This is a genomic window from Nostoc sp. (assembly GCF_036916655.1).
Lineage (GTDB): Bacteria > Cyanobacteriota > Cyanobacteriia > Cyanobacteriales > Nostocaceae > Nostoc.
Map to the genome: position 1 here is coordinate 96,588 of NZ_JBALFY010000070.1, position 14,350 is coordinate 110,937.

Annotated in this window: 13 protein-coding genes; 5 read left to right on the forward strand and 8 right to left on the reverse strand. The window is 38.9% G+C overall.

What is annotated here, in order from left to right; all coding sequences use genetic code 11:
- Window positions 1-60: 60 nt before the first annotated feature.
- The gene (locus V7L31_RS20615) at window positions 61-912 is read right to left on the reverse strand and encodes a sterol desaturase family protein (RefSeq protein ID WP_334697967.1); all 852 of its coding nucleotides are present in this window, start codon (window positions 910-912) and stop codon (window positions 61-63) included.
- 38 nt (window positions 913-950) lie between these two features.
- Complete coding sequence (gene ovoA, locus V7L31_RS20620; RefSeq protein WP_334697968.1) at window positions 951-2,288, reverse strand: 5-histidylcysteine sulfoxide synthase; 1,338 nt, start codon at window positions 2,286-2,288, stop codon at window positions 951-953.
- Between the two features lie 64 nt (window positions 2,289-2,352).
- Here ovoA and V7L31_RS20625 point away from each other — a divergent pair, with 64 nt between their 5' ends.
- Window positions 2,353-2,517, forward strand: coding sequence for a hypothetical protein (locus tag V7L31_RS20625; RefSeq protein ID WP_334697969.1), 165 nt, complete (start codon window positions 2,353-2,355; stop codon window positions 2,515-2,517).
- A 123-nt stretch (window positions 2,518-2,640) separates the two neighbouring features.
- Here V7L31_RS20625 and egtD read toward each other — a convergent pair whose 3' ends face one another.
- From egtD to V7L31_RS20655, 6 genes are all read right to left on the reverse strand, one after another.
- The gene (gene egtD, locus V7L31_RS20630; protein WP_334697970.1) at window positions 2,641-3,615 is read right to left on the reverse strand and encodes an L-histidine N(alpha)-methyltransferase; all 975 of its coding nucleotides are present in this window, start codon (window positions 3,613-3,615) and stop codon (window positions 2,641-2,643) included.
- Between the two features lie 399 nt (window positions 3,616-4,014).
- Window positions 4,015-4,611 (reverse strand): urease accessory protein UreG, encoded by a 597-nt coding sequence (gene ureG, locus V7L31_RS20635; protein ID WP_334697971.1) that lies wholly within the window; start codon window positions 4,609-4,611, stop codon window positions 4,015-4,017.
- 72 nt (window positions 4,612-4,683) lie between these two features.
- Window positions 4,684-5,376 (reverse strand): urease accessory protein UreF, encoded by a 693-nt coding sequence (locus V7L31_RS20640; protein WP_334697972.1) that lies wholly within the window; start codon window positions 5,374-5,376, stop codon window positions 4,684-4,686.
- On the reverse strand, window positions 5,351-5,797 hold the full coding sequence (gene ureE / locus V7L31_RS20645) for an urease accessory protein UreE (protein WP_334697973.1): 447 nt from the start codon (window positions 5,795-5,797) through the stop codon (window positions 5,351-5,353). The genes V7L31_RS20640 and ureE overlap by 26 nt, the downstream gene beginning before the upstream one ends.
- Before the next feature lie 200 nt (window positions 5,798-5,997).
- Complete coding sequence (locus V7L31_RS20650; protein WP_334697974.1) at window positions 5,998-6,378, reverse strand: DUF1304 domain-containing protein; 381 nt, start codon at window positions 6,376-6,378, stop codon at window positions 5,998-6,000.
- 20 nt (window positions 6,379-6,398) lie between these two features.
- A complete protein-coding gene (locus V7L31_RS20655; protein WP_334697975.1) occupies window positions 6,399-7,217 on the reverse strand; it encodes a hypothetical protein in 819 nt (272 codons plus the stop codon).
- Window positions 7,218-7,440: 223 nt separating this feature from the next.
- Between V7L31_RS20655 and V7L31_RS20660 the strand changes: the two genes are divergently transcribed.
- From V7L31_RS20660 to arsS, 4 genes are all read left to right on the forward strand, one after another.
- The gene (locus V7L31_RS20660) at window positions 7,441-10,968 is read left to right on the forward strand and encodes an NB-ARC domain-containing protein (RefSeq protein WP_334697976.1); all 3,528 of its coding nucleotides are present in this window, start codon (window positions 7,441-7,443) and stop codon (window positions 10,966-10,968) included.
- Window positions 10,969-11,089: 121 nt separating this feature from the next.
- Entirely contained in the window at window positions 11,090-12,058 is a 969-nt protein-coding gene (gene arsM, locus V7L31_RS20665; RefSeq protein WP_334697977.1) for an arsenosugar biosynthesis arsenite methyltransferase ArsM, read from the forward strand.
- A gap of 110 nt (window positions 12,059-12,168) precedes the next feature.
- Window positions 12,169-13,128, forward strand: a complete 960-nt coding sequence (locus V7L31_RS20670) for an inorganic phosphate transporter (RefSeq protein WP_334697978.1) — start codon at window positions 12,169-12,171, stop codon at window positions 13,126-13,128.
- Window positions 13,129-13,179: 51 nt separating this feature from the next.
- Entirely contained in the window at window positions 13,180-14,187 is a 1,008-nt protein-coding gene (gene arsS / locus V7L31_RS20675) for an arsenosugar biosynthesis radical SAM (seleno)protein ArsS (RefSeq protein ID WP_334697979.1), read from the forward strand.
- Window positions 14,188-14,350: the final 163 nt, after the last annotated feature.

A 14,350-nucleotide genomic window follows, 5' to 3' on the forward strand; every position in this document is an offset into this window, starting at 1 on the left:
CTTGAGGCAATACTGTTTGCTTAAGACAAGAGATGCAATGAATCGCCGTCTTGACAATAATTATATTTTTTCGGTGTCATTATTAATAGACGAATTAATAGTTATATGCTCGATAAAACTTACTGGAAACATAATTCTTTGCTTCTTAGTAACAGGATTTAGTGTGTTGAATACTCTGTCCCAAAATCCTTGAATGCCATAGTTTCCATTAAAGCAAGTGTGATGAAGATCGTGGAAATCTGATGGAATGAAAAATATTGATAAAGAACTATGTCCTTCTAGGTTGTAAGCATTGCCTATAACGCTCCATGCAAGCAGTTGAGTGATGTCATATCCAAATATAAAAATAGGCAAAATATCCGCGATCGCAACAATAATATATTCAAGCAAACTCTTATGTCCAGCAACAAAACTTGATGAGTCACGAAACTCATGATGTTTAAGATGGATTTTCTGTAAGAATCTGGTGTGCAAAAGCCGATGAGCAATATAAAAACAGAAATCAGCAGCAACTATTCTCATCAAAAACCATCCAAAGTTTAAGAGTAAGCTATTTCCTCTATGAACCTCTGGAGCTAAATATAGAATAATTAATGCTGATAAAAAAGCTTTAATTTCTCCTGTAATGATGCCTTGAATAGTAAAGGAAGGAAATGGTTGATTTTTAACTGTCTTGACTCTTGCAGTCAGCTTATCTCTTAAAACATCGTTGCTTTTAATTCCTTTTTCAATGAGGATGCCAATACTATAAAATGAGATAGAACCAAAGAGCCAGTACAATAGCACCTGCGTTATCAAGTCGATCTCAATATTGTTTAACAGCAAATAAAATACTTGCTGAACAATCGTACAACTAATAGCGATCTTGAGATAAAATTCGATCTCAGAACAGAAATTCAAAAAGTTTTGCATCTCTGTAACCTTATAGTATGTAACCAAGGCATATTCTGTTAATCTTTAATATCTTGAACAATCCGAAAACCAGCGTGCTGATAAAAATTGGGACGGAACCAATTACGGTAATATTTTAAAGCTTCTGTACCATTAGTTATCCAACATCCTCCTAACATCATTTGATGTTGATCGTCAAAGAATATCGCAGAATTATCTTCATAAAGAAAATGAGGTTGATATCCGGGAAGAGGGTTTAAGTTATTACTCAACCATTCCCAAACATTACCTCGTAAATCATACAGTCCCGAAGAGCTTTTGGCTGTTTCTAACATCCCAACGGGACTAGGTGAGCCAAATTTTAAATTGAGATTATAATTTTCTACATCATCTAATAAACTATTGCCATAAGTTGCTAAATGGTATTCTGCTTCACTCATCAAGCGAGTGTCTTTTCCTTGCCAACGACAATAAGCCATTGCTTCATAATGATTGACTTCCACAGGCCAATCTAGGGGGAAGTCAATTTCATTAAACATGGCTCGATATTTGTAGCTACCATTTTCATGTAACCAAAATTTGGGACATTGAATATTGTATCGAGTTTTCCAATTCCAAGATTCTTCATCCCAATAGTCTTGATTTTCGTAACCACCAGCTTTGACAAAATAGCTAAATTCGCCATTAGTAATCAAATATTTGCTGGCGAAAAAGGGTGCAACTTCAACAGTGCGATCGCCATAATCAATATCCCATCCATAAGTCGAATCATCAAAGGCTTTTCCAAGTTTCACTATCCCACCAGCTACTTCGAGCATTTCGTTCTGATGAGTGTAACCATTAAAAGGAGCATATTGCCAATTTTGAGGACTTTTTACTCTCTCAATCGGTAGTTGGCGAATTAACATCGAAGAGGTTTCAATGTGAATACGTTGGTGTTCAATCCCCATCATTAAAGCCCAGAGGGGATGAGTGGGATGAATTGGTAGAGTAATTGGGGTTGTCTTAATTAGTTCGGAAATTACAGTATATGCTTGTTCTCGATATTTCCAAGTCTCTGCAACTTGCGGCCATTGTAAATGAGCGATCGCTGCATTCAACTCTTCTGGTTTTTCTGGATCTACTCCAATTTCAAACAAAATTTCATACTCTGGATTGAGGCGTTTTTCTAATAACCCTACCTGAATTAATTTATTGATGTAGAAAATTGCCGAATGTCCCAGATAAAAAATTAGAGGATTTCTTAAAGGATCTGGATTTATATAGAATGTCTCTTCCCCAACTAGACTTTTCAATAGTATATCTTCTATCTGCCAAGCATTGTTAAAGTAATCTAGAATTACTTGAGAATTGCAACTATCAAGTTTTGGCGGATAAGTAGATTGAAAACTGTTCATGGTGTCAATTAAATTGATATTTAAAAAATGTACAGATGAGGAATTATTTTGGAATAAAAATTAAATGACATACAATTTATATCCCTGGTTTATCTCAAAACACTTGTCGATCGCCAAATTTCCAATTTGGTGGGGTGCAAAAACGCCGATTATTCAGACGCGACTCGAAAATACTCGCTACCGCTGTGCTATCCGCCAGTCATACAAAATTCATTCTGTTAGCGGATAGCTAAGGTTTAGCCTATTCTGACTCCTGAATTCTGTTCAATAAGTAATATCATATCCAGCAAATTACTAGTGATATGTTGTTGTGAACGTAATTAAAATTCTTTAACCAAGCATGATATAAAATTTAAGCTTGACAAAGAATTAATCCAAATAAATGCTTGGGATCTGTCCAAGTCTTAAGTGTTTTAAGTCCGTGTATTTCTAGCTGCTTTTGCATAATGACTAAATCAAACTTACGAGAAATTTCAGTAAGAATACTTTCTCCATCTGCAAACAAAATTTGTAAGTCTAATGCTTCTAAAGATACCTTGTGACTCTTTTGGCAATGCAGATACATCTCAATTTGAGCATCAGTCTCATTATAGATAGCTTGATGAGTGAATAAATTGAGGTCAAAATTGCCTTGAAAACGCCAATTTAAGTGAGAGAGTATATTTATGTTAAAAGCTGCTGTAACTCCCTGAGTATCGTTATAAGCTGGCTCCAAAATTTCCTTGGGTTTTTGTAAATCAATCCCCAAAAGAAAGTAGTCACCTACTTCTAAAGTCTTAGTAATCTGTTTTAAAAAATCATCACATTCTCGTGGGTTAAAGTTACCCAGAGAACTACCCAAGAAAAAAATTAGCCGTGATGCTGCAAAAGTAGATTCTAGTTTTATGAGTGCTTGTTCATAGGTTCCTATTAATCCCTCAATAAAGAAAGTCGGATATTTTTGCTGTAGCTTGATGACACTAGATTTAAGGATTCCCCGACTAACATCAATGGGTATATATCTACAACAACTAGCAAATTTTTGATAAGCATCTAACAAAAACTCTGTTTTTGTAGAACTACCACTACCTAATTCGACAAGTTCACAAGCACCTGTAATCTGAGCAATCTCATCAGCATATTGGCGCAAAATCCATGCTTCTGTTCGTGTTGGATAATATTCTGGTAATTCACATATATGCTCAAATAATTCTGAGCCACGATCGTCATAAAAATATTTTGGAGGTAAGGTTTTTGGACTTCGAGTTAATCCTTGAATGACATCTATACCCTCGTTGTTGAGAGATTGATAATGCTCATTAAGAATTTTTATAGATGTCGCTAACATAATGTAAATGCTTTTGGTTTTAAATTAGATTCTTAAATATGACAGATTTACTGTTTAATGGCAATACTCCTTTTTCCGTAATTAGTTTTTCTAATAATACTAAAACTTTATCGGTTTACTGTAGTAGCATCGAGGATTTGACTGCTTTAATATTTATTGAATAATCAGATTATGAGCCAACAAATAAGTCAGTACAAATAAAGATAACTATAGTGAAGCAGAATTCAGGAGTAAGGAGTTAGAATGGGCTAAACGTTCCGCTACCGCTAACAGCATGAATTCTGTACGAGTGGCGGATAGCGAGTTAGCTAGCGTCTGAATAAACGGTATTTTTGCATCCGCACTAACATACGCAGGTTTAGTTATCTTGATTCTGACTCCTGAATTCTGAATTCTTTTTCAACAGATATTTGTGCAAACAAAGTTAATTACATCTGCAAGTCCAGACTTAGTTTTCAAATTAGTAAAAATAAAAGGTTTATCGCCGCGCATTTTTCTAGCATCTCGTTCCATCATACTTAAATCTGCACCAACATAAGGTGCTAAGTCAGTTTTGTTAATCACCAACAAATCAGATTTAGTAATACCGGGGCCACCTTTGCGGGGAATTTTATCGCCTGCTGCAACATCAATGACGTAAATCGTTAAATCCACTAATTCGGGACTAAAAGTAGCAGCTAAATTATCACCGCCACTTTCCAAAAATACTAAATCCAAATCGAGAAAACGTTCCTCTAACTGTTCAATTGCCGCCAAATTCATCGAAGCATCTTCGCGGATAGCAGTGTGAGGACAACCACCAGTCTCTACACCCAAAATGCGATCGCTTGCCAACGCCTGAGAACGCACCAAAAACTGAGCATCCTCCTGAGTATAAATGTCATTTGTCACTACGGCAATCTGATACTGCTCACGCAACCCCTTACACAAAGCATCCACCAAAGCCGTCTTCCCCGAACCCACCGGGCCAGCAACTCCCACTCGAAATGCATTCATTTTTATTTGTCCTTTGTCACTTTCCCTTGGTAGATGGTTACTAGTTCTTAGTTTTTGACTAATGACTAATGACTAACTCCTAAACAACCTTGTATACTGCGTTTCATGTTGCATACTCGCTAGCGACAAACCCCAACTACAACAGGCGAGTTGATCGTCCTCTAACGCGAGAATTTCTAAGGTCGCAGCACTGAGTAATGGTTGCAAATCTAGCAATAACCGTTGTCCTGCTGTTTGTCCAAGGGGAATAAGTTTCACGCCGACAGTAATCAAATTACTTGCCCAACTATGCAGATATCCGAGTAATGCAGCTTGGATGCTAATTTGCCAATGGGCAACGGCAATACCAAAAGCGATCGCATAATTGCAAGGATTACCGACAGTATTAGCAATAGGTACAATCTGCGGTTCTAGTTTACCAAGTAATTGGATCAGCGATCGCCCCATCTGCCAACTAGAGGCGCGTAATTCTTCTGTTTCTCTAGCGGCGGATAACCACAGATTCCAACGGCATAGCAACTCAATATCAGCAATTTTGGCGGCTTGCTGCGATCGTACCATCACAGCCGCCTCTAACCGAATTGCCCCGTAGAGCAACTCGGCTTTTAACCAATCTTTGAGATGTGTGTGGTTAGCGATCGTACCATTCTCCACCAGCATTTCCAAGCCTTCAGAATAACTATATGCTCCCACAGGTAAAGCAGGGCTAGCCAACTGCAAAATGCTCAAAAGATGGCTATCAGTTAGCATGATGGTGTTGTCCATAAGCTCCTAATTCTGGCTGAAATGGTAAAATTTCCTCTTTAACTTCTAACCCCAGTTGTTCCAACATTGAACGTAAAACCGAATCGGAAGACAAGCGTAAATAAGTCGGAGTAATTTCTACAGGTACATGGCGATTTCCTAGATGATATGCAGCGCGTAGTAATAAAAGTGGTGTTTGGGCAAAGGCAGTCAAAACTAGTTCTGGTTTAGCAGTAATTCTGATTAAATTGCGATGGGTTTCTTCTTGCAGAATATCGCCATCGTGTAAGACAGTTCCTCTAGGTAAATGTAAAAACACAACTTTACCATCTTCCGTTTCAAAACGATGACGGCTGCGGGTGCGTTCTTCTGCTGTCAGCGCCAGAGTAAAAGTAACCGCAGTATCGTCATTAGGTGGTTTAAGTTCGGTAAATGTCAGCATACAGAGTTTCGCTTGATCTTCAGCTTTTCATTATGGTTCTAATTTAAATACCATAACTGCCTTGTCCAAAGGAAAGATAAAATTAAGTAAAGAAGGCAGCAAGCCAAAGGGGGACATTTATGAACCAAGCCATTGAGGGAGTACGCTGGGCAATTCACGATTTAATTGAAAATTTGAAAATATGTCTGGAAACCTAACCGTTAAAAATGAGGATACCATAGCAAGAATAAAGCCAAGATTGCAGGTAGTGATTGGATTAAAAATGCTGTTGGGCGTTTCAAGGTAATGCTACCAAAAATGCCTGCGATCGCTACACAAATTAAAAAGAAAATCACAATCGATGAAGGCTCAATTTGTGGAACTTTTTGTAATATAAAAGATCCCCAGATTAAGCCAGCAGCAAGAAACCCGTTATATAACCCTTGATTTTTAGCAAGAATTGCAGAAATTTCCTCTGGAGTGAAATTTCCGACTATTCTTTTTTGAACAAACTCTGTATTCCAGAAAAATATCTGCACTATGAGAAAAAGTATATGTATAAATGCAATAATACCTATAAGTATATTAACAACTTTTTCCACCGTTACTGCACTCCTCAATATTAATAATCGGATACCTTTGCTTTGTCTAACTTATAGATGTAAGCCGTCTTTGTATCAGAATCTAAATCTACCCAATACGTTAGTATTTCTTGCAATATATGGAATACATCATAAGCCCTTTGAGCCAATTTTCTGCTATAAACTTCGTTTTCATCCCCATATTTAAAGCTGAACTCGACTGCTACTGGTTTTTTTGGATCATTATTGCTATCATACCAAATAATCAAAGCACACTTAGAGTCTAGTCTGGGTTGATTTTTAATCTGGAATTTCGCCCCTTTAATTACTATTTCACGGATAATTAATCCTATTGTTCTGATTTTTTCGTCTGCTTTTAAAAGACTTACTTTGTCTAGCAAATCTGGATATAATTGTGTAGCATCTTGTATTTTATTCAGTTTATTCTCTCTAGAGATTATTTGCGTATCTGAAAAGCTATACAATACTTCAAAAGGAGTCTTAATATCTTCCTCAAATTTCGCTTCTCCTCTATTCATATTGCGATCTTGAGCAATATATCGATCTCTATCACGAAATTTTAGAGTAACTTCCCTCTCATTATTATTAACATCAATCCTCTCACGAAGAATGTAATTGTTTTTATATAAAATATACTCCTCAGTATCATAAAATCTGATAGTTCGCTGGTCTGCAATCTGGTTTAAATCGCCATTGACCTCAATTACAAGATTATTGATAGCTTGTGAAAAAGCGTGCCAAAAGTTTTTGGCGGATTCTAAAAGTTCTTGCTCACTACCAATAAACAATTCCTTTTTGAGCAGAACCTTATATTCTCTAGAAGTAACTTTTTTGCTCATTATTGCTCCAATTTTTAAATTGTTTACAAAAATCTCTATTGCCTTAACTTAATCAAAACCCAAGTGCGATCGCTCTGTCGGTGAGAAAAGGTAAGTAAAAGTAAGTAGCTAATGTAAATTTACGTAAACTTGCTTGTGTAAAGAATTGTAAATTTCGCCATAATTTTTCCACGAAGAACAGACAAGTTTAAATACTTAAACGATACCTGGATCTTGTTGAGCCATGACCGGAGAAGAGGCACTCAAAATAGTCGATGCTGTTTTAAGCTCTACTATGTTGGATCAAGGGCTAAATGATGTTCACTCTGTAGTCTTTCTCGAAAGTTGGCTCGGACGAACTTATGGGGAAATTGCGGATAAGATAGGTTATGATTACGACTATGTAAAACAAGTCGGTTCGCAATTGTGGCGATCGCTTTCCCAAGTTATCGGTGAAGAAGTCTCTAAAAAAAATATCCAAGCTATTCTGCATCGCTATCAGCAATCCCAAAGCAGTATCCAAGATTGGGGAGAGGCCATCGATGTTTCCCGATTTTACGGCCGCCAAGCAGAACTGCAAACTTTAGCAACATGGATTGGAGATGAGAATTGTCGTTTTGTTGGGATTTTTGGACTAGGTGGAATTGGCAAAACTACTCTCTCGGTGAAGCTTGCAGAGCAAATCCAGTCTCAGTTTCAATATGTGATTTGGCGTAGTTTACAGCAAGCACTACCGTTAAATACTTTACTGGGCGAGATTTTGCCGATTTTAATGGGTTCAGAGGCAACAATTGATAGTTCAATTAATCTTTTGATGAAACAATTGCAGCAAAAGCGTTGTTTATTAGTTCTTGATAACGTCGAGTCAATTTTACAAAGTGGTAACCGAGGAGGACAATACCAACAAGGATTTGAAGCATATCAACAGCTATTTGAGCGAATCTGCGATGAACTCCACCAAAGTTGTTTGATAGTCACCGGACGAGAAAAACCGGCTAAAATTGCGGCGCGATCGGGTGAAAATTTACCAGTGCGATCGCTCTGTTTGTCAGGACTTTCAGCAATAGAGGGTCAGCAAATACTGACCGTCAAAGGGTTAGATAAAACACAAAAACATCAAACCTTGGTCAATTATTTTGGTGGTAATCCACTCGCCCTCAAAATTGCCGCAACCGCTATTCAAGATATATTTTGCGGTGACACACAAGCATTCTTGGCACAAGGTAATACCCTTTTTAGCGATTTGTGGGACTTACTCAAGCAACAGTTCGAGCGTTTATCGCCTCTGCAACAGCAGATTATGTACTGGCTAGCGATTAACCGAGAAGGGGTAACACCAACAAAGTTACAAACCGAAATATTACCGCAAGTATTTTGGCGAGAACTCTTAGAAGCCTTAGAATCACTTAAGGGGCGTTCTCTCGTGGAAACAAGAACCACAGGGTTAACGCAACAACCCGTAATTATGGAATATGTTACAGAACAATTTATCCAAACTATTGAGCGGGAGATTATTACAGGCGAACTTAACTTATTCAGAACTCATGCCTTAATTGAAGCCCAAACTCAAGATTACCTGCGCGAAGCCCAAATTCAATTTATTCTGCACCCCTTAGTAGAACGACTTTTAACCGACTTCGACACCCAAGCCCGACTTGAGCAGCACCTTTGCCAAATTTTAGCCCAATTGCGACACCAAACAGCAGTACAAGTAGGCTATGCAGGGGGCAATTTGCTGAATCTATTCTCAATATTGCAAACCGATCTGAGTGGCTTTGATTTTTCTCATCTGGCTATTCGCCAAGCTTACTTAGCCAACGCTACATTGCACAACACTAATTTTACTGGCGTTAATATTAGCGAAACCGTCTTCGCAGAAACTTTTGGCGGTGTACTCAGTGCTGCTTTTAGTCCAGATGGAGAGTATTTAGCTACCGGTGATACCAAAGGTGAAATTCAAATTTGGGATAGTAGCACAGGCAAACAACTAATTCGTTGTCGGGGACACCAACATTGGACATGGGCTGTAACTTTTAGTCCAGATGGACGGTATCTGGCCAGCGCTGCTGATGATTATCTGGTGAAGTTATGGGATGTGGAAACTGGGCAATGTCTGCACACATACAAAGGACATACATACTCAGTTAATGCCGTTGCTTTTAGTCCTGATGGTAATATCCTGGCGAGTTGCGGTCAAGATGTAACTATTCGTTTGTGGCAGGTTGGATCAGAAAAGCTTAACCCAGAAGTTGAGACTTTAGTTGGTCATGAAGGTCGAGTATGGGCGATCGCTTTTCATCCTTATGGTCAAATCCTGGCCAGTTGTGGAGAAGATTGTACAATTCGTCTGTGGGATGTTGCTACCGGAAATTGCCTTTGTGTTTGGCAAGCACACGATCGCTGGGTGCGATCTGTAGCATTTAGTCCAAATGGTGAATTACTTGCAAGCAGTAGCTATGACAACACCATCAAACTTTGGGATGTTAAAACCCAAAGATGTCTTCAAACCTTACGCGGACATCGACAAACAGTCACAGCGATCGCATTTAGTCGCAAAGGTCAACAGTTAGCCAGCAGCAGTTTTGACCGCACAGTAAAATTATGGGATGTCGTCACCGGAAATTGTCTGAAAACTTTTCTCGGTCATAGCAGCCGCGTTTGGACAGTTGCTTATCATCCCAACGAGCAACAATTGGTCAGTGGTGGCGATGACCACGCCACCAAACTATGGAATATTCAAATAGGGCGCTGCACAAAAACATTCAAAGGACATACCAATAGTGTATTGTCCCTGGCATTAAATCGAGATGGCGACTATCTGGCAAGTGGACACGAAGACCAAACAATTAAGTTATGGGACATCAAAAATGGTACTTTAGTACAAACATTACGGGAACATACTAACCGCGTATGGTCAGTAGCATTTCAACCTAATAGCCAGTATCCTTTACTCGCCAGTGGTAGTGCAGACCATAGCATCAAATTATGGAACTGGAAGTTAGGAACCTGTTTACAAACCTTGCACGGTCATACTAGTTGGGTTTGGACAGTAGTTTTTAGTCCAGATGGCAAACAATTAGCCAGTAGCAGCTATGACCAAACCGTGAAACTTTGGGATATTAGCACAGGTGAATGTCTGAAAACCTTCAAAGGACATACCAGTTCAGTTGTTTCAGTCGCCTTTAGTCCAGATGGTCAACAGCTTGCTAGTAGCGAGTTTGACGGGATAATTAAGCTGTGGGATGTTAACACTGGCGAATGCAGCCAAACTTTAACAGGACATACTAACAGTGTATGGTCAGTTACCTTTAACTCTAACGGAGAGTGGTTACTAAGTACAAGCTTTGACCAAACCCTAAAACTGTGGTTAGTTTCCACAGGAGAATGTTTGCAAACTTTTACAGGACACGAAGGCCCGGTGATGGTGGCACAGTTTAGTCCAGACGCTCAGTTTATTGTGAGTGGTAGTTTAGATCGCAATTTGAAGCTTTGGCATATCTCTACAGGAGAATGCTATGAAACTTTGGTGGGTCACTCAGAGCTTATTTATAGTTTAGTAGTAGCCTCTGTCTCAATTGGAGATGCAACTTCTGCCAGACTGACTGCTTTTAGTGGTAGCTTAGACGCAACTCTCAAAGTCTGGGATTTGCAAACTGGTAAATGTCAGCAAACTTGGAGAGCGCCTCGTCCCTACGAAGGTATGAAAATTGAAGAAATTCAAGGGTTAACAGAAGCTCAATTAGCAACTTTGCAGGCATTAGGTGCTAATTGAGCCTCCATCTTATGAAAATTTAGGGTTTTTGGCAATCTCAGCAAAAACTTATCCAACTCGGAGTTAACTATACTAGGATGCACAAAGCTGTCATAATCTAAAATCTAAAATCCAAAATGGTATGACCTATCTAGAAACAGCAGCGCAGTTTTACCGCGAAGTTGCCCAAACCCCACAAGTTGGACTTTGTTGTGTGCAAAGTACGCCCCTGCAACTACCAGGATTGAAAATTCCTTTGCCAATGCAAGAAATGAATTATGGTTGTGGCACTACTGTTCACCCCACAGAATTAGGAAACCAGCCTACTGTACTCTATGTTGGCGTTGGTGGCGGCTTAGAAGCGTTGCAATTCGCTTATTTTTCCCGCTATACAAGTGCTGTAATTGCCATTGAACCGGTTGCGGCGATGCGGGAAGCAGCCACACGTAATCTAGAAATTGCGGCTCAAGAAAACCCTTGGTTTGACCCCAGCTTTGTAGAAATCCGCGAAGGTGATGCTTTTAACTTACCTGTTGCTGATGCTAGCGTCGATATTGTGGCACAGAATTGCCTTTTCAACATCTTTGAACCAGAAGATTTAACTCGTGCTTTGAAAGAAGCATATCGGGTATTAAAACCAGGTGGACGGTTGCAGATGAGCGATCCAATTGCGACTCGTCCAATTCCAGAACATCTCCAACAAGATGAACGACTGAGAGCGATGTGTTTATCAGGCGCACTCACATATCAACAGTATACTGAACGGATTATAGATGCTGGTTTTGGTCAAGTTGAAATTCGCGCTCGTCGTCCTTACCGTCTCCTAGATTCTCAAACTTATAATTTAGAAGAAAACCTACTTTTAGAAAGTCTAGATTCTGTCTCTTTTAAAGTTGTAATTCCAGAGGATGGTGCTTGCATTTTTACTGGCAAAACAGCAATTTATGCTGGTACTGAACCTTTCTTTGATGATTCAGCAGGTCATCTACTTCAGCGAGGTATTCCCGCAGCAGTGTGTGATAAGACCGCTACTAAACTTGCTGCTATCAAGCCACAAGAAGTTATTGTTACTAATTCAACTTGGCACTATAGCGGTGGTGGTTGCTGTTAAATTTTTCAGAAAGAATTCAGAATAATTCTGTACGACTGGGAAATGAATGCACAATTAAATATTTCACTAATTTCATTCTGGATTCTGATTTCTTCTTGATAAACCCCGAAATGTTGTTAATTATTCTATTTTTAGCTACGCTTTTTTTAGCATATTCAAATGGTGCAAATGACAATTTTAAGGGTGTAGCAACGTTGTTTGGCAGTAGAACAACTAGCTATCAAACAGCAATTTTGTGGGCAACTTTTACAACTTTTGCTGGCGCAATCACTGCAACTTTTTTAGCACAGACACTAATTAAAAACTTCTCTGGAAAAGGACTATTACCTGATGCGATCGCTAATGCCCCAGAGTTTCATATTGCAGTAGCGATCGCTGCTGGTTTAACTGTACTCATTGCTACCCTCATGGGGTTTCCCATTTCTACAACTCACAGTTTAACAGGTGCGATTGTTGGCGCTGGATTAGTGGCGATCGGACTTCAACTGAATTTTGCAATTTTAGGAACTTCCTTTATTTTGCCTTTATTACTTAGTCCAATCCTGGCTATTCCTTTGGGAGCAGGAATTTACAGCTTATCTGGTTATATTAATTCCAAATGGCATCTACCAATCAATCAAAAAACGATTGATACTTGCCATTTTCTCAGTGCTGGAATTGTCAGTTTTGCTAGAGGATTAAATGACACTCCTAAGATTGTTTCACTCATTCTGATTATTGAGTATTTTTCGATTCAAGGAGGAATGATTACAATAGCGATCGCAATGGCACTTGGCGGTTTACTCAACTCCCAAAGAGTTGCTGTTACCATGAGTGAAAAGATTACCTCAATGAATCATATTCAAGGCTTATCAGCCAACATAGTAACCGGAGTTTTGGTAATTGCAGCTAGCCGATTTGGGCTTCCGGTTTCTACCACGCACGTTTCAGTTGGTTCTATTTTTGGGGTAGGATTGATTAGCAAAAAAGCTAATAGACGTGTTTTTTCTCAGATATTACTATCATGGGTTTTAACTTTACCAACTGCTGCAATTATTAGTGGAATAGTCTATAGATTATTGCAAGGCTAGAAAAATTGTCTAAATATATTTGTTTGTGCAATTTTTAAGGATAAGTAAACAATGCAAACTCAATCAATAATTACACTAGATCCAACAGTAACACCGTTTAATCACAAACTCACTTCCCCTTTAACAAAAAAAGGAATCACTGTTTTACAAATTAATCTCGGTAAGCGTTGTAATCTTGCCTGTACACACTGTCATGTCGAAGCGGGGCCAAAGCGTACAGAAGAACTTTCTCCTGAAATTTGCGAACAATTGATTTCGCTAATTCATAAATTCCCCGAAATTAAAATTGTGGATTTGACTGGTGGCGCACCAGAAATGAATTATGGATTTAAGCCCTTGGTGGAAGCAGCAAAAGCAACTGGAAAACAAGTGATTGTCCGGTCTAATTTGACCATTTATTTTGAAGATGGATTTGGTGATTTACCAGAATACTTTGCTAAACACCAGATAAGAGTTGTGGCTTCTCTACCCTGTTATCTAGCAGATAATGTTGATAAAATGCGCGGTGCAGGTGTTTTTGATAGTTCAGTCAAAGCTTTGCAGTGGCTTAACAAAATTGGCTATGGTAAAGACCAAAATCTAATTTTGGACTTGGTATTTAATCCCCAATTACCCAGTGGTGACAAATTTTCCTTAGCTCCCGAACAGGGTAACTTAGAACGAGATTACAAAATGTTCTTACAAGAACATTTTGATATTGTGTTTAACAACCTCTTCACCATTACTAATCTACCAGTTGGTAGAACTAAAATGCATTTAGAACGGAAAAAGCTATACACCAGCTATTTGCAGTTTTTAGAGTTGCATTTTAATCCCAGCACCGTTGAACATTTAATGTGTCGTGACGAACTTTCAATTGACTATCTGGGCAATGTATATGATTGTGACTTTAACCAAATGATGAATTTGCCTGCAAAAACTCGCAATGGTGAAACTTTAACAGTTGGCAAATTGTTAGAAGCTGGCAGTTTAGACCTGATTAGTGAGGTACAAACTGCTGCTTATTGCTATGGTTGTACTGCTGGGTGTGGTTCTAGTTGTGGTGGCGCTTTGCTGTGAAGGGGGCAGGTTTCGCTAATCAGGGACTTCCAAATAAAAAAATATCCATCCAATTAACTCTTGATTAACTCTTGTGGGGTGGGCAACATGAGCGCCATACAGACTGGGCGCTCATGTTGCCCACCCCACAATATTGGATAATTTATTTCTTGGAGTTCCCTCA